The following is a 21969-nucleotide window of genomic DNA, read 5'->3' on the forward strand; positions in this document are numbered from 1 at the left end:
TTAAAATACAAAACGCCCGATGAAGTACATCGAGCGTTTTAGTTAAAAAGTGTCAACCCATATCAGGACGGGTCATTGGCCTGGTCTGATGCGCGCCATGTAATAGGTATTGATGAATTCACCATCACGGAAGGAACCGTCAATCGCTTCACCTTCAATTTGAAATCCATGCTTTTTATAAAGCCCAATGGCGGCGTCGTTATCGGCATTGACCTCTATCTGAATTCTTCTCACATTTAACCAGTTATCTGCTAGTTCAGTGACTGTTTCTATCAATTTGCTACCAATACCGAGTCCATGGAAACTATCATGTACTCCGATGCCAAACGATGCCGTGTGCATCGTTCTTGGACGTAGAGAGTGGTGAAAGCCAATATTTCCGACGACTTTACCATCAATTTCAGCGACATAGCTATAAACACCATCAGGTATGTTTGACAATCTTTCCACCCACATCGCGAGCGAAGGCTTTGGGAGTTGCAGGGTTTCACGTTGTGCTTTTGGTTGTGAATAGATTTCTACGAGTGCCGCTGCGTCTTCGACGGTCGTTGGACGTACGATAATTTCCATGCCTCTCTCCTTCGCTTTTTAGTTTTAATTTTTAATCTAACCACAGTTTTCTTATTTGGATAGTGTTTTTTTTATGTTTAATGGATAAATGCCTTTTAAATTAGCTTGTTATGATGTCATTTTTTGAATTTTTAGTAGTGATTTATCATCGAATTGAGCGAGTAGATTGCAAAGGTGTTGAATTATTGTACTGAGAATGGCGCGTACTGCAGAGTATCGTGGTGAATTTCATGTCGCAGTAAATAAACGCATTTAGTCAAACTGTGACGACGGCACTGTGCGTCAGTTGACTTGAATCAATAGAGGATGGGGTTACCTCCTATGAGGTATAGGGAAACGACACGTTTAGGGCTATTTATGCTTAACTTGATAAGGGAGTTTTGTTGAGGAAATAGCATGAAATCCTCTCAGTCTAAAATATCGCAAAGTCGGCGCCGATTTTTGCGTGATACAGCTCGAACTGCGGCTGGTGTTGGCGCAGCTGCGTGTGTATTGGGCTTACAATCGCTACAAAGCCAAGCTCGAGAAACCAAAGGTGTGCCTATTCGTCCGCCTGGTGCACTGCCGGAAGGCGATTTCGAATCAGCTTGTATTCGATGTGGCTTGTGTGTTCAGGCATGTCCTTACGATACCTTGAAACTTGCGACATTACTTTCACCCGTCGCGACTGGCTCACCTTACTTTACTGCACGCGATATTCCCTGCGAAATGTGCGAAGACACTCCTTGTGTTGTCGCTTGTCCGAGTGGGGCGCTGGATCCGAAACTAACCGATATTGATGATGCTCGAATGGGTACAGCGGTTCTTATTGACCATGAAACTTGCCTTAACTGGCAAGGGTTACGATGCGACGTTTGTTATCGCGTTTGTCCGCTGATTGATGAAGCCATCACGTTAGAGATGGTTCACAACGATCGAACTGGCTATCACGCCAAACTTATCCCTACAGTGAATTCCGAAGTGTGTACCGGATGTGGTAAGTGTGAACAAGCGTGCGTGTTGGATGTCGCTGCTATTAAAGTCGTCCCGACGGATTTGGCGAAAGGCAAAGTGGGCAGCCACTACAATTTTGGTTGGAAAGAGCTCGACAAACCACTCGAAAATATCCTCCCTAGTGAGACGCCTGTGCCGGAAGGTGCGCTTGAATCGCTAAAAGGAGGTAAGTAATGGCAAAGAATTTAGCTCAAAATGCTGGCAAAGAAGCGCTTGAAAAGCTTGGTTGGTGGCGCGCGCATCGGTTTTTGATTTTACGTCGGCTATGTCAGTTCACCATCATTGCGCTGTTTATGGCTGGGCCGACGCTGGGAATTCTAACTGGTAATCTGTCATCAAGTATGTTGCTCGATACCGTGCCGTTAAGTGACCCGTTAATTGTGCTTCAAGCTTTGGCGACAGGGCATGTTCCGGAGTTTAATGCGTTGTTAGGCGTAGTGATTGTCGTGGTGTTTTACGCGATTTTGGCGCCGCGCGCATTTTGTGCTTGGGTGTGCCCGTTGAACATCGTGACAGACTTGGCGGCGTGGTTGCGTCGAAAGCTCAACATTAAAGCGAGCTATCGTTGGTCTCCCGTGATTCGTTATTGGCTGATCCCTGTTTTGATGTTGGGCAGTGCGCTGTCTGGCGCAATTCTTTGGACATGGTTAGATCCGGTGGCGGCACTGCATCGCGGGTTGGTGTTTGGTATGGGCGCAGGTTGGGTGTTGATCGCCCTAGTGTTCGTGTTGGATTTACTCTTGGTTGAGCATGGGTGGTGTGGGCACTTATGTCCACTGGGGGCTACCTATGGCGTGATAGGCCGAAAAAGCCTGTTGCGCGTTACTGCTGTTCGCCGCGAAGATTGCACCAAATGCATGGATTGCTTTTACGTTTGCCCAGAACCAGAAGTGCTTCGGCAGCCTTTGAAAGAGGGAGATCGTCGAGTTATGGATCAAAACTGCATTAGCTGTGGTCGTTGTTTGGATGTATGTCCAGAACATGTGTTTGAATTTAAAAATCGCCTATCAGTAAAAGTCATTGATTAAGCCACTGAGCACATTTACTCATGCTTTATTTCTCTTGATACTTGAACATCGCGCTTAGCCAAGGAGTTAAGTGCGATGTTTATCTTCATAACAATATCCCTCAGCCATATTTGCTTGCTCTGGGCTGAAAATAATAATGATATTGCGAATTTGTTACATTTAAAGCTATGATGATGCCTTCATATTTAAAGGATACATCATGACTACCTCATCGCACGGCTGGAGAACGCCGCAAAATTTCCTCCTGTTAATTTCCATTATCGTGCCCATTGCTTTTTCTACCTGGATGGCGTTGTTGAACAACTTTGTTATCGAGAAAGCAAACTTTGATGGTGCCGACATAGGCCTATTGCAAAGTGTGCGCGAAATTCCGGGTTTTTTGGCCTTTACCGCCGTGTTTGTATTGCTGTTTATCCGAGAGCAACGCTTTATGCTCGTCTCTTTGGCGATGCTTACGCTTGGTACGGCATTAACAGGTTATTTTCCCACTTTGTACGGTCTACTTTTTACAACCTTGTTAATGTCCACCGGCTTCCATTATTTTGAAACACTCAAGCAGTCTTTGTCTTTACAATGGCTATCTAAAGAAGAAGCGCCAGAAATGCTGGGTAAGTTTATTTCTGTTGGAGCTTTGGCTTCTCTGTTTACCTACGGCGCCATTTGGGTTTCGCTCGAACAGCTCAAACTTGATTTTAAAACGGTCTATTTAATGGCTGGTGGTTTAGGTTTTGTGCTCATTTTGGTGATGGCATTTGCCTTCCCACAATTTAAGACAAAAGTGCCTCAGAACAAGAAGCTCATCCTGCGTAAACGTTACTGGTTATACTATGCGCTTACGTTTATGAGTGGAGCACGCCGTCAAATTTTTACGGTGTTCGCTGGTTTCTTGATGGTAGAAAAGTTTGGTTACTCCGCCGCAGATATTACGTTGCTGTTCCTGATTAACTATGTCTTTAACTTCTTGTTTGCGAAGCGAATAGGCCGTTTTATCGGCGTTGTTGGTGAGCGCAAAGCGTTGATGTTTGAATACGTCGGTTTGATCTTCGTGTTCGTCGGGTACGGTTTGGTGCAAACGGCAGAGTGGGCGGCAGCATTGTATGTTGTCGATCATTTATTTTTCGCGTTAGCGCTTGCGATTAAAACCTACTTCCAGAAAATTGCCGATCCTGCCGATATGGCGTCGACCGCAGGCGTTGCGTTTACGATTAACCATATTGCGGCGGTTGTAATACCTGTTACGTTTGGTGTGATTTGGCTGGTTTCACCTGCTAGCGTATTTTACATCGGCGCTGGTATGGCAGCAGTGAGCTTGCTGTTGTCACTCAATATTCCAGCGAAGCCGGAAGAAGGCAATGAAACTCGTTTGTTGAAGTGGAGTTAAGTTGGTACTCACTATCTAGCCATTGAAGTGAATACCTGTAATTAGACTCGCTGAAAAGGGTGCTTATGCGTCCTTTTCTTTTGATTGCAAATAGATAATCCCCCCAATGGTTGTCAATGCATGCCACGTCCGTTAGGGTTTAGAACTAAGTATTTCGAAATAACTTGGGCATAACTGACGCGAAACAATAAGAGGGGATCTATACAGTGCAGATACATGGCAGAGAGTTGGATTTAGATCTAGGAAGCCGTCACATCGTTATTCAGCGCCGCTATGAGGCGTTAGGAGCTGCAAACGACCTACTCATTGCTATTTGGTTTTTAATTGGTAGCTTTTTCTTTTTGAATGATTCGTTGATTGAAAGTGGTACTTGGCTTTTCATTGTAGGCAGTGCGCAGTTGATCATTAAGCCCCTGATAAAACTGATGAGTTTAGTTCATGTTGGTCGTTTGAATAAGCAACTTTCTGGCACATCAGCGAGCCGCTGAAATTACCGCTTCTTTTGAATACTTGCAAGCAAGAAGCCAACAGGCGAGTTATCGAGGGGAAAGACGGAAGATAACGTGGTCACAACACTAACCACGTTATGTTCAGTTTGAAGCTTCAGAATTTAAAACGGATACCAGAACAGTTGTGTGTCGATAACACGCTTGCTGATCGCCGCAATCACTATCACTGCAATCCCCGCCATGCAGATCATATCGGCTTTGGTCAGGGGTTTTAAGCTGTACCAAGTGCGAGAGGAGTGGCGGCCAAAACCACGTAGCGTCATCGCGTTTGAGATTTGATCGGCTCTGTCTAAACTAGAGAAAATCAGAGGTCCAAGAATCTTCGCGACGTTCTTCATACGATTGAACAACGGAGCCTTCTTGCTCAGTTCTACTCCGCGTGCTTGTTGCGCGTGCATGATGTTAACAAAGTCCTTTTTCACTTCCGGCAAGTAGCGCAGCGTTAAGCTTACGGCATAGGCGATTTTGTAAGGTACACCCAAGCGGTTCAAGCTGGCTGAAAACTCCGTCGGGTGAGTGGTAAATACAAACACCAACGCGATTGGAAACATGCTGAAGTATTTCAACGTCACTGTTACTAGGTAAAACAACGTCTCTTGAGTGAGCGAGTAATTACCGGGTAACGAGAGTAAAACCGTTGATGAGCCCATGAATTCAGTACCTTGTTGCGGTGCTAACGCGAACATAAACAGGGCATTGATCAGTAATACCGTGCCTGTACCGAATAACAGCGGTTTGTAGACATGAAAGGGCACTTTGGTCATTTTCAGTAAGCCTAAACCAAGCACGATCAACAGTGCGATGATTCGCAAGTCAAATGTGGTCAACACCACCGTTACCCAAGCAATGAAAAGCAAGAACTTAGTAATGCCATTCAACTTATGAAGTGGTGATTGGGTATCGATGTAGTTGATACCAAACTTCATCTTATTGTCTTTCATGCCACCGCTTTCTCTAGTTGGTTTACGTCGTCGCTTTTTTGTTGGCGGTGCGCTTTTTCTACATTGATAAAGTGCTGCATAAAGCCATTGGTGTCTTCGATGCCAACTTTCGTAGCCAACTCAAACAGACTTGTTGTGGTGAGGTTTGCTTGGTCTAGTAGCTCTGGACTGCTGAATACCTGCGTCATTGGCGCATCCGCGACTAATTTACTGTCTGCAATCACGATAGAGCGCGTGGTGTATTCCAGCACTAAATGCATGTCATGAGAGATGATCATCACGGTTACGCCCAACTCGCGATTGAGCTTTTCGATGAAACTCAGCATAGACGTGTAGTTTCGATAGTCCTGACCTGCCGTCGGTTCATCAAGGATCAGAAGCTCTGGTTCCAATACCAAAATTGACGCAATGGTTACGCGCTTTTTCTGGCCGTAGCTCAATGCTTCGATTGGCCAGTGGCGGTATTTGCTCAAACCGCACAGCTCAAGGACTTCAAGTACTTTAGCTTCGATTTGTTTCTCTTCAACGCCACGATTACGGAGGCCGAAGGCCACTTCGTCGAAAATAATGTGATGGGAAATCATGTGATTCGGGTTTTGCATCACCACGCCCACTTTCTGGCTGCGCTCGAAGATGGTCAGTTCGTTAAGATCTTGACCATTCATACTCATTGAGCCGCTATCCGCTTCAATAACGCCCATAATCAGTTTGGTGATGGTCGATTTACCCGAGCCATTTTTGCCAAGTACAGAGACAAACTCGCCACGCTTGATGTCAAAACTCACGTCTTCTAACGCGTTTTTCTCACCGTCGTAAGAATAGGTGAGGCCACGGACTTCAAGCAAAGTCTCGGCTGGCGTTTTGGGCGGTTGTGCTGTTGAACCATCAAACCATGCTTGTACTGCCGGTTTATATTGCTCCAACGGTAAGGTAGTTAAGCTAGAAGGTTTTGCATCGCCCTCAATCGCGCAGCCTGCTTCTTTCAGTGCTGAAATATAAAGCGGTTCGCGGATGCCGTAATCTTCTAGCAAAGGCGACGCTAAAATTTCATCTGGCGTTGTATCGGCAATGATTTTGCCACTTTCCATCAAGATAATACGGTCAACTGAGCAATGCAGAACGTCTTCAAGACGATGTTCAATGATTACGATGGTTTTGCCCGTTTCGCGGTGTAGATCATCGATGATCTCGATGGTTTTTTTACCCGTTTTAGGGTCAAGCGCAGCTAGTGGTTCATCAAACAAAAGGATATCGACATCATCGACGAGAATGCCCGCCAAAGAAACACGCTGTTTCTGCCCGCCAGATAAATCGTGGGGTGAGCGTTCTAGCATCTGTTCCAAGTCGACCATTTTGGCCGTGGCTTTGACCAATGGGTACATGTCGATATTTGAAGTTAGCTGGTTCTCCAGCGCAAATGCAATGTCTTCGCCAATGCTCAAACCGACAAATTGGCTGTCCGTATCTTGCAGTACGGTGCCAACTTGCTCAGTGTATTGGTGCATGTCGAAAGGGGCGGTGTCTTGACCATTGATGGTCAATGTTCCACTGGTTTCCCCTTTGATTGCGTGTGGGATCAGTCCGTTAAGACATTGCCCAAGGGTAGATTTACCACTACCACTTGGACCGATAATGACGATTTTCTCTCCTTTCTCTATCCTTAGATTGATATTTTTTAGCGTCGGTTTGTCCAGCGACTCATATCTAAAAGAGAAGTTAGAAAATTCGATTGTCATTCGACATTAAGCCTCTGTTAAGTTACGGCTTTGCTTGTTACGTTTAGCGACAGACTTAAGAATGAAGAAGCCAACAATAGCAATAAGAATGGTGTTACCGATCGCGATAATAGAAAGCTGGGTAAACACTTTAGTGAACGGTTCTGCGTATAAAATCGTGTCGAGGAATGCAGAGCAACCGTAACCAAATACGTTGCCTAATAGCGCAAGTACTACGAATAACGCGAAGTCTTTCATATTGAAATCACCTTTCTCCAAACGGTAGCGCGTTAGAGAAGGGAATAGACCGATAATCAAACCAACAATACCTGAACCAAGTACCCAAGTGAGCCATACGCCCCAACCTGCAAATAGGTCAGTAACCCAGTGACCAATAAAACCAACCAAGAAGCCAACAAGTGGTCCAAATAGTACTGAGAACAATGCTAATACTGCCATTGCTGGTTTTAGCGTTGTGTTTGCAAACACAGGGATGCCAAACATAGGTAAGCCGCCGATACCGTAAAGAGCAGCACCGATTGCAATAACCACAACAGTTTTAGCGGAAAGATTCATAGATAACCTCAGTTCAATAGTCGATTTTAAAGAACGTTCATTTATATTGTTGGAAAGCGTTAGTTATTTGATTGTGTAACATATATTCAAAACAACCAAGCTGCTTATTGTTTGCTCTATTTTTCTTCAGGAAATGTGTGATTTGATTCACGCATCCCTTTGACTGGCTTTGGTTTTAGCAAGCATTAAAAATAAGGCGCGCATTATACAGAATATTAATAAAAGTGGGAATGCTATCTATCTGGATGGCTAGAATGAATCAGGGGCTGATCGTCAGCCCCTGATTACACGGTTTGATGTTATTTTTACCAATAAATGAATGCGCTATATGTTCATTAATGGTCGAGGTATAAATAGTTCTGCCAGCTCTTCATACGAATAAGCACTTTGCGCATCACTGATACGTGAGTAAAGCTGTCTGAATAAACTGCAACTTCAACCGCAGTACCCATTGGTAGGTGGTATCCACTCAAGTCGTCGGTAATTTTCAGCTTCGCAAAAACACGTCCGCTCGTGCGCAAGGCATCAGTCCCAAGAAGAGCGCCTCGCGCTTGAATTTGGCTTTCACCAATGGCTGGAATCACGTCAATGACTTCGCCACGGAACACTTTGCCCGGAATTGCGCGGAACATAAATTCTGCTTCAAAGCCTGGCTTCAAGCGTTGTAATGAGTTCTGTCTGAATGCCGCGGTGTACGTAATGTCTTCGGTATGTACGAAGGTCATTGCCGGGGCAAGTGGCAACGGCACAGCCATCACTCCAGGACGTAAAGCCAATTGCGTAACGTAACCATCGGTTGGCGCACGAACGACGGTTTGCTCTAGGTTAAACTCTGCTTTACGCAGCTCGGCAAGAAGTTGCGCGACTTGGGTATTTTCGCCTCCGATTTCAGAGTCCAGAGCGATTTGCGCTTGTTCTTGTTGCAAAATCGCAACGTCTAACATGGCTTCTGCCGCTTTATACGCTTGGCGTCGAGTATCCAAATCTTGTTCAGTAAACGCGCCACGATCAAAGCCCCTTTGATATCGGCTAAATTCCCTTTGTGCTTTATCTCTGTCCGCTTGCGCTTTCAATACAGCAGCTTCTGCCTCTCTTAGATCAGACTCTAAGCCCAACGCACCTTGGCTTGCTTCTTTGACTTTCGCTTCCAGGCGAGCAACTTCTGCTTCAAAAGGCACAGGATCGATTTTGAAAAGAATATCGCCCGTTTTGAGCGGTTGGTTGGCCTGGACTGGCACTTCCACCACGCGGCCACGCACGCCAGAGACGATAGGCGTAGTCGGGAACACTTGGTTACCCAATTGAGTAAATGGGTGGTTGTAGTTCATAAGCAGCACGAGTGTGCCCACTAACACTACGCCGCCAAGTACGGCGGTTGGAACGGTCCATTTGTTTAGAGGAATATTGAAAATTTTAAAAATGGCAATACAAAGAGCTGCGTAAGTCAGAATCAGCAATAAGTCCATTATTCGTCCTCTTTACTTTGTTCAGGCAAAGGCTTTTGCTGAATCTTTTGTTGTTTCAACATCGATACTTCGTTTTTGAGTTCGTTGACTTCATCGATGAGTTCTTCAAGGCGGTGATGAATGTCGTGTGTTTCTTGTTCTAGTTGTTTAAAACCCCAGCCGCGTTCCTTGCGCCATAATGTTGCCCAGATCCATAAAAATGGCCACAGCGCATGCAAAGTGAAAAGGCTGACCCAGCCAGCGTAGTGAATTGCGTCTTGGTGCGGGTGCTCTCTCTCTTTGGCGATTTCATATGGAATATCATGGATGACAATGATTCCGTAAAAGATCACTAAAGCAACGAAGATGAGTAACCCAAGTGCAAAATAGTCTAGAAACATCTTACCTACCTGTGCGTATTGCGAAATGGAAAATCTACGTAAATTAACAATTTAAGTATTTGTCTTAACTACAGATGAATCAAGCGGTTTTTATGTAGGAATTATGTTTATGCGATGTAAGTATCCACTGATGTTTATTGGCAGTTAAGGTGTTGCTGAGTACTTATTTAAACAAGCAGTGAAGTGATATAGGAAGGATAAGTAAAAAGTATACTAAAGCCCCAGGTGTCAACCGGGGCATGGTTTAAAGTTCGGTACAGACTTGGTTTCTGCCATTGGCTTTGGCGCGATAAAGAGCTTTGTCTGCACGATAAAAAGTTCGCTGAGTATTCTCGCCTTCTCGATGCAAGGTAATCCCTATGGATACGGTCAGCCCCCGCTCACCAAGAATATCGTCCCAACCATATTGATAAATCCGTTCACGATAATTCTCGGCATGCATTTCTGCGCGTTCCAGTTGGGTATTCTCAAGGATCACGAGGAACTCTTCACCACCAAATCGTACGCACGATGCGCCTTTAAATCTGAAGTAGGACGCCAGTTCCTGTGACACACTTTTGATCGCTTTGTCGCCCACCAAGTGGCTTAGTTCGTCATTGATGGATTTGAAGTGATCGATATCGATGACCATCAATGCAAATGCAGTATCGTGCAGAAGTAGATCTTTTAGTTTAACTTCTAACCAGCGTCTGTTGTGTAAAGACGTAAGTGGATCGGTAAAGACGTCCTGCTGTAGCTGAGCAACAGTATTTTTATGCTGCTTGGTGGTTTCTTTTAGTTCTTTGTTTTCTAGCTCTGACAAAATGAGTTTGAGTTGTAACTCAAAGCGTGAAAGTCGGCGTAGTTGAGCAGACCCTAACTCACCGATCGGAATATGTTTTACAAGATCAGATTCGATTCTATGCGCTTTTTTTTCACAATTTAATGCTTCTTGATACAACCCTTGAGAGGCGTAAACTTGACTCATCGCGTTATAAAAATGCTGAGTAACGATAGGAGATAGTTGCTTTTGAATCCTTTTACTGATGGAGTCCAACGTTAAATTAGCTAAAGAAGTGTGCCCTACACCGTTTAGACAATACGCAGTCTCAATTTTGACCATCGTGGATAACCAGTATGTCGTGGCACTACCCGTTGTATACTGAACATTCGAAATAGCCAGCAACGCATTGGGGTAGTCTTCTTGCAGACGATGTAATTTGGCTCGGTAGAGGTGAATTTGTGCGGCGAGGTTTTTATCACTGACGAGAATGCTCAGTTCTTCACATTCACTCAATAGTTCTTTGGCGTCTGCGGTACGGTTCAAGCTGATATAACAGGCAAGCATGTACAGCTTGTAACGAAGGCGTAGGGATCGACTGCCAATAGCGTGATCGATAGCATCTATTTTTTGATAATAACGTAATGCACGTTGGTGATCCCCATGGGCATCGCACAAATTACCCATTCCAATAATGGCCAATACGTACTCATCAATATAGCCGTACTCGACGGCGATATTGGTTGAAGCAACATACTCGGTTAATGCCGCATTGTAGTCACCTACTTCAACCAAACGCTCACTCAAGCTTGCTTTCACAGAAAGAATATCTTCTACATCCTCTGGTAAAACAAGCAACTCAAGCGCTTGTTTCAATTCACTAATGCTGTCGTTGAGCTGTTTGATCTCTCTTCGATACTCGGCGCTAATGATATAGCAATGCGCTTTCTCTCGGTTTGTTGACGCAATATGTAACCCTATGTGTTCCCATAGCGTAATCGCTTCTTCACCTGAAACGGAAGAAGGATCGATACCTGCGTCAGTCACCTTGCTAAGCAGTTGTTCCATTCTTCATTACCTCAATATAACTTTCTTCGAGCTGTTCTAACGTGAATGGGAAGGTCAGGATATCTTGCAAATACAGTATCGGTTTCGGGCCTTTGATTCCGCGTCGCTTCCATGGATAGATGTCTAACATCGCTTGGACAGTGCGGTAGACCTCTTCTGCTGCTTGACCTTTTTCTGCAATTAACATTGCTAGCCTGTTACTGGAAATTCTCGAGATGAGGTCGCTGGAGGTTGTCAATGCATGAACGAGCTCGGTACAAACATCGAGAACTTCGGGGTTTGAATGCTGAATCATAATGATGGCGTGGTTAGAGCGTTTGAGCTCCGTTTTAAACAAAACTAACTGTTCCCACCAGTAGGTCTCAGAAACGACATTAGAGAACTGTTTTTCAGGGTCGTATTCGTGTTGAGAGCGAATATGATTGATCAGCTTACGTGCTCGCTGCTCTAGTTGGCGTTTAGAGCCTCTTGCTTTATCCATGCTGATTCGATGAGTTTGTTCTTTGAGCATTTTGAGTGCGTGCTTACGGTATTTCTTGAACGCGTTAAACGCAGACTCAAAGTCACCTTGTTCTTCAGCGACTCGTGATTGTTGGAAGCAAATTTGGCTGAGTAGCTCACCGTGGTCGAAACTGAGTGCAGACTCTTCTGCTGCAAGTAGCAACTTGGCAGCGCTGTCTGTATTTTGGCGCAAAAGCTCAAGTCTTGCTCGGCTAATAAAAGAGTGTGCTTTCATCCAAACGAGGTCATGCTCAATGGCGAGCTGGTGGGCTTTTTGGGTGGCTTCTTCGGCCGCATCAAGGCGTTCTAGTCCAAGCAGTGCTAACCCTTTAAAGTCCCAGATCTCGGCTTGCCACGTACTGTCATCATGATCTTTTAATACTTCGGTTGCTCCATCCAGTACCGTAAGCATCTCGACAAACTTATTTAGTAAGTAATAGTCCCAAGCTAATAGGATGCGCGCTTTGCCTTCTAACCAAGCAATACGAACATTGTTTGCCACTTTAACGGCTAACTCATGAGTTGAAGCGGCAAGTTGGTGTTCATTAGTGATGCGCCATACATTACCAAGCCCAATTAGAGATTCGATTTGAATTTCAACATCATCAACAAGAGCAGATTGTTCGAGCGCATTAATCCAATATTGTTGCGCGGAATAATACTTTGCTTGGCCCCAATATTGGAGTGCAAAAAGATGGAGAATTTCCGGGAGATGATCGTCGGTTTCAAGCTGTGTTTGTTTGCTGTAAGCGTCTTTGACGAGTTTTAAGCCTTGTCGGTAATCCATTAGGCACCAACAGCATTGCGCCATGATGAGTAAGGCTTTGATCTCTCCGTCCACAAATAAAATTTGTTCCGCGCGGATACGATATTGCTGCGCAATATTAAAGGTATGTTTAGGGGCCGATTTTATTTGGCCTTTAAGCTTAGTGAGATCATCTTCTAGCTGAATTTGGTTTTTATCCAACGTTCACATCCATGACTATCGAACTGGAAATCACACCTAATATTAAGTGGTTAGATGCATGTTTCTTTACCAAAGCGATGCGGATAACGTTTTGGTAAACGATCAGGGGCCGTAATGTATACCGTTACAACCCCTAATTACTACATCTAAATTACCAATAGAATAGCTACGATAGGAGCTGTTTGATTGTCAAAGGTGCATCAGAGACTTCCAACCTTTGTGCAGCGGTAAGACCTTGTTTATCCTGATAGCACAAATTATGCCAAGCTCTGAATATATCTAAAAGAGGTAAAATACCAGCAGGTCGTAATTTGCGACGTGGCTCGTTAATGAAGCTTTCGAAAAGAATCTGAAAGCGGTTTTGATAAAACTTCACATGACGAGTTGTCGCAACGTTAAACCATTTTTCAGGCTCATTTTGATCGCCAGCGAGGTAGCAAATGCCTTTGTGGTTTTCGTTTTGACTAGAGATTGCCCAACGATCGCGCCACCAACTCATATAGGCGATATCGACTTTGCCAAAGGGAGTGCTCATGTCCCAACTAGCGTCCTCTTCTACATACATCAAGTCGACACTTTTCTCTTTAATACGAGGTAAACAAACGCTCAATGCAGCTGAACGTAGTAGGGGATCTTGAGGCATGTATAGAGATACACGTTTGTTTGGGCAGCACATATCAAGTACGTGCAAATAGTGTGCATACGAGGTGTATGGCGGACGGACTAATGCCCCTTTTGAAGGGTAATGAAATACAGATAGATTACCAAGAGGGTCTTCTACGTTACCGCGAGCCAAAATTGTTTGGTATTTTTGGTCAATTCGCTCTCTGAGGTGATGAGAAGGTTCCGCAAGCGGCTCACTTGCTTCCGCTACGTACTCCTGGGAAACAAAACGAGACACCTCATCGTAAGGATTATGATCGAGAGTTGCGATTGGCTCTTCATCAGCGGAATAATTGACGTGCTGGCAAAGAATATAGCCAGAATGCGCTTCGCCAGAAACAATCCAATACACACCATTATTGCTGTTCGGTTGCAATGCAATATAGTTTGAGGCCAATTCATAATGCGTTGCGTGGTTTACCCAGCGCGCATCAATGGTTGCCAGCTTGCGGCGGCAGCGGCTAGCTATATGGTCAACATGATCGTAAAAGGTTTTTGGGTTAATACTAAGCTTGCGGCAGATTTCTCGTACGGAATATCCCGTAAACAATAAACCCATCAAGTTCTCTTGAAATTGAAGCTTCTTGTTGGCACCAGACCACTTGTCGACAAAGGTACATTGACACACTTTACAGCGGTAACGTTGGCGATCGCCACTGTAACCGAAAGCGTGATAGAGGTGTTTGTGAGTGTGGACAGAAAGTCCAAAGTTGTCGCAATCATCATTACGGCAAGCAGGCAACCCGTCACTGTGGACGTGCCGCAGGCGATGAAGTTCGTTCACGACATCGCGATTATTAAGTAAGGGGGGGAAAGCTCCACATTCACGGCATACCATCGCCGGACGCTTAGGGTTCGCATGTTGCAGAACGTAACGCTTTGCATCACTCAATCCAAAGTTGTCACACGCCAATGTTTTACAAAAGTTGAGTTGTAACCCATCTGCGTCTTTTGGCAGTTCGCCGTTAGACACAATCGCCCCCTCGGGATAATTCGGGCAGCCAGCATAACTCTGGCTGCAAATTATTACTTACTATTTGTTCTTAGATGTTGATTGCAGTTTCTAGTGCAACTTTCATCATGTCGTTGAACGACTTCTGACGCTCTTCTGAGCTTAGTTTTTCACCACGGATGATGTGGTCAGAAACTGTCAGGATAGTCAGTGCTTTCGCGCCTAGGTCAGCTGCTACGCCGTAGATACCAGCCGCTTCCATGTCTACACCTAGGATGCCTAGTTTTTCCATCTTCTCGAAGATGTCTGCTTCTGGTGTGTAGAACAGGTCAGCAGAGAATACGTTACCTACTTTTACAGGCACTTCCTGAGCGCGCGCTTGGTTAACTGCTTCTTCTAGAAGACCGTAATCAGCGATTGCTGCGAAATCGTGGTTGTTGAAACGGATACGGTTAACTTTAGAGTCTGTAGAAGCACCCATACCGATAACAACGTCCATTAGTTTCACGTCGTCACGTACTGCACCACAGCTACCCACACGGATAACGTTTTTCACGCCGTATTCAGCGATTAGCTCGTGTACGTAGATACAGCAAGACGGGATACCCATGCCGTGGCCCATTACAGAAACTTTTTTGCCTTTGTAAGTGCCAGTAAAGCCGAACATGTTGCGAACGTCACAAACTTGTTTCACATCTTCTAGGAACGTTTCAGCGATGTATTTAGCGCGCAACGGGTCGCCTGGCATTAGAACTGTTTCAGCGAAATCACCTGGTTGTGCGTTAATGTGTGGGGTTGCCATAAGTGCTCTCCAAAGTTTTGTTTTGATAAAACGCCTCTATTATAGAACGCTATTACCAATTCTGTTGAACTTGTTCGTTTTCGTTGAGGCAATAATATCGGGACGTACAGTGGCCCCTTGAGAGCTTAGTCACAAAAACCACGCATTTAGAAACTGCAACTACTATTGATAACCAAATCTGTTGAAATCAAAAGAGCAATCGATTTGCTTTTGAGCAGTTTGTCGATTGCGCGCACAAATTCTTTGTTTTTGGGCCAAACTTTTTTCTGACAGCTGGTTGATCGAAATACTTTCGAGTGAAGTAAAACGATTAAATTGTACAACTTATTTTCTTGTACAATCTGGAAAGGCTTGCTATAAGTTATACAACAAAACTTTTTGTATAGGGATGCGTCATCATGGAATCTTCGATCAAAGTAGGTATCAGTTCGTGTGTTTTGGGTGAACGAGTGCGTTTTGACTCTGGTCATAAGGTGAGCAACTTTGTGACTAAAGAGCTTAGCCCGTATTTTGACTTTATTTCGGTATGCCCTGAAGTCGGCGTAGGTATGCCAGTACCCCGTCCAACCATTCGTCTTGTTTCTAATGAAGAGCGTGTTGCATTGGTTGAAACCAAAAATCCAGAAAATGATCATACCGACAATATGCTCACTTACTCGGCCAATAAAGTAGATGAACTTCAAAGCGAGCAGCTTTGTGGTTACATCGTTTGTGCCAAGTCACCAACTTGTGGCATGGAGCGAGTCAAGGTTTACAGCAAGAACAGTGCTGCGAAAGAAGGTGTTGGCTTGTATACACAAACATTGATGCAAAAAATGCCTTGGTTGCCTGTTGAAGAGGATGGCAGACTTAACGACCCTGTATTGAAAGAAAACTTTATTACTCGAGTATTTTGTCTAAATGACTTTTACGACTCGATGGATGGTGAGCCTACTCGTGGCAAAATCATCGACTTTCATTCGCGCTACAAACTGACGTTAATGGCACACCACCCAGAGTCATACCGCTCCCTTGGCCGCTTAGTTGCCGATGTCGCTAATTATGAAATTGAAGACTTTTACCAAGAGTATCGTTTAGGACTGATGAAGGCGTTAACGAATCGGGCTAGCCGCAAAAACAACACAAATGTGTTGATGCATTTACAAGGGTACTTCAAACGCTCACTAACTAAAGAAGAAAAAGAAGAGTTAGCGACAGTGATTCACGACTACCGTATCGGAATGCTGCCTCTGCTAGCACCACTTACATTGATTAAGCATTACTTAAATACTTACCCAGACGAATATTTAGCAAAACAGAAGTTTTTAGAACCGTATCCGCAGGAGATGAGATTACGCTATGGTTTGTAGTTCAGAAGAAAAACTATACGCGATCCGAGATGTCGCAGAAATCACGGGTGTAAAACCAGTTACGCTGAGAGCTTGGCAACGAAGATACAACTTGATCCAACCTCAGCGAACTGAAAAAGGACACAGACTTTATCGCCAGCAAGATCTCGATACGATTCGCGAAGTCCAGAGTTGGCTCGCGAAGGGGATTTCGATTGGTAAAGTGAAGGGGCTGCTAGGAAAAAGCGCCGATGTCGAAGTCAAAAACGAGGTTCGCACACTCGAAGAAGTTGAAAACATGCTGCTTGCGCTGTCTACCCTGAATCGAGGAAAAGCAGAGAGTTTACTTGCCTCTGTTCTTAAAGAGTATCCACTAAAACTCGTTATTAATCAGTTTATTAGCCCAGTATTTGATGCGCTAGATATGGTAAAAGGATCGTTGCGATCCTTGCAGGTGGGGTTATTTCAGACTTGTTTAATCACTCGACTTGCCCTTGTAATCGATTCTGAAAACAAAGCCGCTTCCAAAGGAAAGTGTCTGCTCATTAGCTTTGAACAAAACAGAGAATCTGAGAGTTGGATTCAAGCAGCGAAGCTTTGTGAACAAGGGTATCACACGACTTTGATCGATAAGGTTGATGATGTTTCTGGTCTACTAGATCATGAGGTCATTGAAAATGGTTCGTTTATCTACCTTTTCTCCAATAAAGCACTAGCTGCTAAACAAGTAGCGTCCATCAAAATGCTTCACGCACAGCTAGGTGATCGGATGGGGTGCTCTGAAGTGATAGAGAAATTACACCTAACTTAGTAGACAAAAGACAGGAGCTACCATGATTTTAGTATGGTTTCGACGTGACTTGCGTACGTTAGACCACACGGCACTCAAAGCGGCATTGGATTCAGGTCAGCCTGTCGTAGCTTGCTTTATCGCGACGCCAGAGCAGTGGCGGGAGCATCACATGGCGCCGAAGCAGGCAGACCTCATTGCTCGTCGCTTAGCTTGTCTTAACGAGGAGCTTGAAAGCCTTAATATTCCTTTTTTGTACAAAGAGGTGCCGTCGTTTTCCGATTGTACAGATGTGATTAGTGGGTGGGCGGAAACACTTGAAGCCACGTCTGTCATGGCAAACATTCACTATGAGGTGAACGAACGAGAGCTCGATACACAAGTAAGTGAAGCGTTAGCTTCTCACGATATCGAATTTGAACTGTTTCATGACAAATGTGTGCACGCGCCAACGACGGTTCTTAATAAGCAAGGCGAATATTTTAAGGTGTTTACGCCATTCAAGCGTGCTTGGTTAACGCAGTTCCATATGCCGACGGTAGTAAAACCTCACGAGCAAGCGCCACTCAATAAAAAGGTACTCGAACAAATAGAGTCGGCTCGATTTAATTCAAGCTTCACATTTAACTATGCTCGAGAATCCAGTGAAGACTGGCTGGCTTCGACTAATGATATTTTGATGCAGCTTAGGGAATTTGCACGGGAGCGCAGTGACGCGTATCAAAGCGAGCGAGACTTTCCAGCTATTGATGGCACTAGCCAACTGTCTCCATACCTTGCGATTGGCGCGCTATCACCAAGGCAGTGTATTGCTCGTTTGTATGCTGAAAATCAACAAAATGACCTTACAGAAGGGAAAGCAACTTGGTTAAGTGAGATCATTTGGCGTGAGTTTTATCAGCACCTATTGGTTTTCGAACCAAAACTCGTCAAAGGCAAAGGATTTATCGATTGGGAGGATAAAATCCAGTGGTCCTATGATGAGAAAGCCTTTGAGCGATGGAAGACAGGAACAACAGGATACCCAATCGTTGATGCAGCAATGCGTCAGCTCAATCAAACAGGCTGGATGCACAACCGATTACGTATGATTGTCGCGAGCTTTCTTACCAAGGACTTACATATTGATTGGCGATGGGGAGAAGCGTACTTCATGAGTAAGCTGGTGGACGGCGATTTTGCAGCGAACAATGGTGGCTGGCAATGGTCTGCCTCTACGGGCTGTGACGGGCAGCCATACTTTCGTATTTTCAACCCGATAAGCCAAGGCGAAAAGTTCGATGCTAATGGTGAATTTGTGCGCCACTGGGTACCAGAAATCAAAAGTGTACCGAACAAATACATCCATAAACCTTGGACTTGGGAGGGCTTTTCTTTACTGGAATATCACAAGCCGATGGTTGATCACAAGACAGAAAGAGAGATAACCTTACAGCTCTTTAAAAGTGCCAAGGAATAGAGTGAAATGCTTAGCAAAAAGCGATCAATGAGTTTCGCAAAACGTACCCTGCTATCTGTGTCGTTATCTTTAGTGAGTGGTCTATCATTCGCTAAGATGTACGAATTACCAGAGGATGGAAGCCGTTTAATTGGTCGCCTTGAAAACCACGTCGTGCAAGAAGGCGAAACCATGGCAAATATCGCTAAGCTCTACGATGTGGGTATGCTAGGTTTAATGGCCGCAAACAAAGGCGTGGATCCCTTCTTACCAGAAGAGGGGCATGTTCTTACTATTCCGACACAGCTAATCCTCCCAGACGTACCTTATAAAGGTATCGTTATTAATCTAGCCGAGCTGCGCTTGTATTACTTTCCGAAAGGAGAAGATATTGTCCATGTATTTCCTGTCGGAATTGGCCGAATAGGGCGCGATACCCCAGTAATGACAACGCGTATCAGCCAAAAACGACCGAACCCTACATGGACTCCTCCAGCCTCTATTCGTGCCGAGTACAAAGCAAAGGGCATTGACCTACCAGCCGTTGTTCCTGCGGGGCCTGATAATCCACTTGGTATGTTTGCATTGCGTTTAGCTTACGGGAATGGCGAATACCTAATTCATGGTACCAACAAGGACTTTGGGATTGGTATGCGAGTCAGCGCGGGTTGTATTCGTATGGACCCAAGTGACATTGAGTGGTTATTTGACAAGGTTCGTAACGGCGAAGACGTTAACATCATTAACCTGCCTATCAAAATGACACTTGAGCCTGACAGAAGTGTGTTCTTAGAAGCACATGAGCCTTTGACTCGTAGTAATGGCGAGAAAGATGAACTCAAAGTGCCGAAAGAGTTAAAGTGGTGGCTGGATGAATTCGGTATGAAAAACGTGAAGGCTAAAGCAGCAATCGCTGCACAGAATGGGGTTCCTATCGAAATAACCGCGCCTTAACGGGCGTTAAGACGCGGTATTAAATCTTACTTAGTGTAAGACTGAGCGATGTTATCGATACGCTCGTTAGCACGCTCGGCTTCTTCTTGAGCAGCCATTGCTGCTGCGCCTGATTTTTGAACGTCAGATTGAAGAGCTTGTACGTCTTGGCTTAGTTGGCTAACTTGGTTGCTTAGTTCGTCTAATTTTGCTGCATTTGCTGTAGCTGCGTCATCAGAAGAAGCACAACCGGCTAGTAGAAGTACTGAAGTTGCTGCAGCTGCGATCAACGTTTTGTTCATATAAGAACTCCTTGCTTATAGTGAAAGTCTCGCCACTAACTATTATTTTATACAGTAGCGAGGTTAAATGTGGTTACATTTTATCAGTACATGATGTAGCAAAAGTCAAAAAAACCCAAGAATTTCATGGAGTACCTGACGTCAACTTTTACCTGAACTTAACAAAGTTTAACTACCTATCCTTTATTTCGTTCTCACAACAGTTTTCATAGCAGGTGTATTTGCCACGTTCCTGATATCAATAATTTAGACGATATTGACACAAATGAAAGTTTATTGGCCCAAATAACTGCTATTTAAGTCGTTTTGTTGATGGATAGAAGGCATATTTGAACGGCTTTTCTCTAAACTTCCTGTCCAGCTGCTCATCAAAAAGACTAGTCTTTACTCTGAACTGAGCCACAAATGATGTTTTACCGTTACCACAGGGAATTAGTTTGTGTGATCTCTATCTATACTCCTATGATTTGCGGTATTATACCGAGCTTTATTTTTTTGCTGCGTTAGAGCGGAAACGACACTACAGAGCGCTCAGACGCTGACTGATTTATTGGAGAATACTTTGCAATTTAAAGATCTAGGCCTAGACAACCGATTGTTGAAGAACCTAAAACACTACGATTTTAAAAAAGCGACTGACATTCAGCAGCAGGCGATTCCTGTTGCGATTGCAGGCAAGGATCTATTGGCATCTTCGAAAACAGGTTCGGGCAAGACTTTGGCGTTTGTATTGCCAATGCTTCATAAGTCTTTAAAGACAAAATCGTTTTCTGCGAAAGACCCTCGCGCGGTAATCCTTGCTCCTACTCGTGAGCTAGCGAAACAAGTATATGGTGAGCTTCGTTCTATGCTAGCTGGCCTATCTTATGAAGCAGCACTGATTTTGGGTGGTGAGAACTTTAACGATCAGGTAAAAGCTCTGCGTCGTTACCCGAAATTTATCGTGGCGACACCAGGACGTTTGGCTGATCACTTAGATCATCGTTCGCTTTATCTGGATGGTTTGGAAACGCTGATTCTTGACGAAGCAGACCGTATGTTGGATTTGGGCTTTGCACCAGAGCTTCGTCGCATTCATAAAGCAGCCAAGCATCGTCGTCGTCAAACGTTGATGTTCTCTGCGACATTAGATCATGCAGACGTCAATGAAATCGCGGCTGAAATGCTCAATGCGCCAAAGCGTATTGCTATCGGCGTTTCTAACGAAGAACATAAAGATATTACGCAAAAATTTTACTTGTGTGATCACCTGGATCATAAAGAGGCAATTTTAGATCGTGTTCTTTCTGAGGCTGAATACCGTCAAGTTATTATCTTTACGGCAACGCGTGATGATACTGAGCGACTAACAGAAAAGCTAAACGAAAAGAAACTGAAGGCTGTAGCACTGAGTGGTAACTTGAACCAGACTCAACGTAACACCATTATGAGTCAGTTTGAGCGCGCAGTATTTAAGATCCTTGTAACGACTGATGTTGCTTCCCGCGGTTTGGATATTGCAACTGTGACACACGTCATCAACTTCGATATGCCAAAGCATACCGAAGAATACGTACACCGAGTTGGTCGTACTGGTCGTGCTGGAAATAAAGGGGATGCAATCTCTCTTGTTGGTCCAAAAGACTGGGATAGCTTTAAACGTGTAGAAGCATACCTACAACAAGATCTTGAGTTTTCAGTGTTCGAAGATTTGAAAGGTAAGTTTAAAGGCCTTAAGCCACCTAAACCAGATTTCCGCAATAAGAAAGCGACCGCAAAGAAAGCTCGCCCTCAAGCGAAAAAATCGGCGAAAAAACCAGCTAAGCGTGACAAGAGCTTCTACAAAAACGTATCTGTAGGTGATGATGTCTTCATCCCTAAGAAAAAACCAGCGGCACCGAGCTCTGAAGAGTAAAAGCTGCTGTAG

The 21969-nt window shown here is 44.5% G+C and carries 20 protein-coding genes; 9 read left to right on the forward strand and 11 right to left on the reverse strand.

Annotated elements, in window-relative coordinates:
* Positions 1 to 72 precede the first annotated feature (72 nt).
* Entirely contained in the window at positions 73 to 570 is a 498-nt protein-coding gene (locus tag R7F67_RS21675) for a GNAT family N-acetyltransferase (RefSeq protein WP_054702612.1), read from the reverse strand.
* Positions 571 to 966: 396 nt separating this feature from the next.
* On the opposite strand from R7F67_RS21675, the gene napG reads away from it, so the two are divergent.
* The 4 genes from napG to R7F67_RS21695 all read left to right on the forward strand — a co-directional run bounded on the left by napG (position 967) and on the right by R7F67_RS21695 (position 4460).
* Positions 967 to 1737 (forward strand): ferredoxin-type protein NapG, encoded by a 771-nt coding sequence (napG, locus tag R7F67_RS21680; protein ID WP_042521643.1) that lies wholly within the window; start codon positions 967 to 969, stop codon positions 1735 to 1737.
* The gene (napH, locus tag R7F67_RS21685; protein ID WP_017635480.1) at positions 1737 to 2591 is read left to right on the forward strand and encodes a quinol dehydrogenase ferredoxin subunit NapH; all 855 of its coding nucleotides are present in this window, start codon (positions 1737 to 1739) and stop codon (positions 2589 to 2591) included. The genes napG and napH overlap by 1 nt, the downstream gene beginning before the upstream one ends.
* A gap of 199 nt (positions 2592 to 2790) precedes the next feature.
* Positions 2791 to 3972 (forward strand): MFS transporter, encoded by a 1182-nt coding sequence (locus tag R7F67_RS21690; RefSeq protein WP_005375129.1) that lies wholly within the window; start codon positions 2791 to 2793, stop codon positions 3970 to 3972.
* A gap of 206 nt (positions 3973 to 4178) precedes the next feature.
* Positions 4179 to 4460 (forward strand): YrhK family protein, encoded by a 282-nt coding sequence (locus R7F67_RS21695; RefSeq protein WP_025768568.1) that lies wholly within the window; start codon positions 4179 to 4181, stop codon positions 4458 to 4460.
* Between the two features lie 122 nt (positions 4461 to 4582).
* Here the strand turns inward: R7F67_RS21695 and R7F67_RS21700 are convergent, their stop codons facing one another.
* From R7F67_RS21700 to deoD, 9 genes are all read right to left on the reverse strand, one after another.
* Complete coding sequence (locus R7F67_RS21700) at positions 4583 to 5422, reverse strand: energy-coupling factor transporter transmembrane component T family protein (RefSeq protein ID WP_053307919.1); 840 nt, start codon at positions 5420 to 5422, stop codon at positions 4583 to 4585.
* A complete protein-coding gene (locus R7F67_RS21705; protein ID WP_213904621.1) occupies positions 5419 to 7158 on the reverse strand; it encodes an ABC transporter ATP-binding protein in 1740 nt (579 codons plus the stop codon). The genes R7F67_RS21700 and R7F67_RS21705 overlap by 4 nt, the downstream gene beginning before the upstream one ends.
* Before the next feature lie 6 nt (positions 7159 to 7164).
* The gene (locus R7F67_RS21710; RefSeq protein ID WP_005375133.1) at positions 7165 to 7713 is read right to left on the reverse strand and encodes an ECF-type riboflavin transporter substrate-binding protein; all 549 of its coding nucleotides are present in this window, start codon (positions 7711 to 7713) and stop codon (positions 7165 to 7167) included.
* Between the two features lie 335 nt (positions 7714 to 8048).
* Positions 8049 to 9179: an HlyD family secretion protein gene (locus R7F67_RS21715; protein WP_005375134.1), complete on the reverse strand. Its 1131-nt coding sequence runs from the start codon at positions 9177 to 9179 to the stop codon at positions 8049 to 8051.
* A complete protein-coding gene (locus tag R7F67_RS21720) occupies positions 9179 to 9559 on the reverse strand; it encodes a DUF3302 domain-containing protein (protein ID WP_005375135.1) in 381 nt (126 codons plus the stop codon). Before R7F67_RS21720 ends, R7F67_RS21715 begins: the two co-directional genes overlap by 1 nt.
* Before the next feature lie 244 nt (positions 9560 to 9803).
* On the reverse strand, positions 9804 to 11387 hold the full coding sequence (locus R7F67_RS21725) for a GGDEF domain-containing protein (protein ID WP_017820511.1): 1584 nt from the start codon (positions 11385 to 11387) through the stop codon (positions 9804 to 9806).
* Complete coding sequence (locus tag R7F67_RS21730) at positions 11371 to 12855, reverse strand: hypothetical protein (RefSeq protein WP_005375137.1); 1485 nt, start codon at positions 12853 to 12855, stop codon at positions 11371 to 11373. The genes R7F67_RS21725 and R7F67_RS21730 overlap by 17 nt, the downstream gene beginning before the upstream one ends.
* Before the next feature lie 166 nt (positions 12856 to 13021).
* Positions 13022 to 14491: a lactate dehydrogenase gene (locus R7F67_RS21735; RefSeq protein WP_017635476.1), complete on the reverse strand. Its 1470-nt coding sequence runs from the start codon at positions 14489 to 14491 to the stop codon at positions 13022 to 13024.
* 70 nt (positions 14492 to 14561) lie between these two features.
* Positions 14562 to 15272: a purine-nucleoside phosphorylase gene (gene deoD / locus R7F67_RS21740; protein WP_005375140.1), complete on the reverse strand. Its 711-nt coding sequence runs from the start codon at positions 15270 to 15272 to the stop codon at positions 14562 to 14564.
* A gap of 398 nt (positions 15273 to 15670) precedes the next feature.
* On the opposite strand from deoD, the gene R7F67_RS21745 reads away from it, so the two are divergent.
* The 4 genes from R7F67_RS21745 to R7F67_RS21760 are packed head-to-tail and all read left to right on the forward strand — an operon-like array spanning position 15671 to position 19782.
* Positions 15671 to 16621, forward strand: a complete 951-nt coding sequence (locus R7F67_RS21745; protein ID WP_017635475.1) for a YbgA family protein — start codon at positions 15671 to 15673, stop codon at positions 16619 to 16621.
* A complete protein-coding gene (locus tag R7F67_RS21750) occupies positions 16611 to 17411 on the forward strand; it encodes a MerR family transcriptional regulator (protein WP_213904618.1) in 801 nt (266 codons plus the stop codon). Before R7F67_RS21745 ends, R7F67_RS21750 begins: the two co-directional genes overlap by 11 nt.
* Positions 17412 to 17433: 22 nt before the next feature.
* Entirely contained in the window at positions 17434 to 18849 is a 1416-nt protein-coding gene (gene phrB / locus R7F67_RS21755; RefSeq protein WP_318057370.1) for a deoxyribodipyrimidine photo-lyase, read from the forward strand.
* A gap of 6 nt (positions 18850 to 18855) precedes the next feature.
* On the forward strand, positions 18856 to 19782 hold the full coding sequence (locus R7F67_RS21760; RefSeq protein WP_081886423.1) for a L,D-transpeptidase family protein: 927 nt from the start codon (positions 18856 to 18858) through the stop codon (positions 19780 to 19782).
* A gap of 26 nt (positions 19783 to 19808) precedes the next feature.
* Here R7F67_RS21760 and R7F67_RS21765 read toward each other — a convergent pair whose 3' ends face one another.
* A complete protein-coding gene (locus R7F67_RS21765) occupies positions 19809 to 20063 on the reverse strand; it encodes an Lpp/OprI family alanine-zipper lipoprotein (RefSeq protein ID WP_005375145.1) in 255 nt (84 codons plus the stop codon).
* A 550-nt stretch (positions 20064 to 20613) separates the two neighbouring features.
* Here R7F67_RS21765 and R7F67_RS21770 point away from each other — a divergent pair.
* Entirely contained in the window at positions 20614 to 21957 is a 1344-nt protein-coding gene (locus tag R7F67_RS21770; protein ID WP_005383932.1) for a DEAD/DEAH box helicase, read from the forward strand.
* Positions 21958 to 21969 lie beyond the last annotated feature (12 nt).

The sequence above is a fragment of the Vibrio sp. YT-17 genome (assembly GCF_033337375.1).
Taxonomy (GTDB): Bacteria; Pseudomonadota; Gammaproteobacteria; order Enterobacterales; family Vibrionaceae; genus Vibrio; species Vibrio alginolyticus.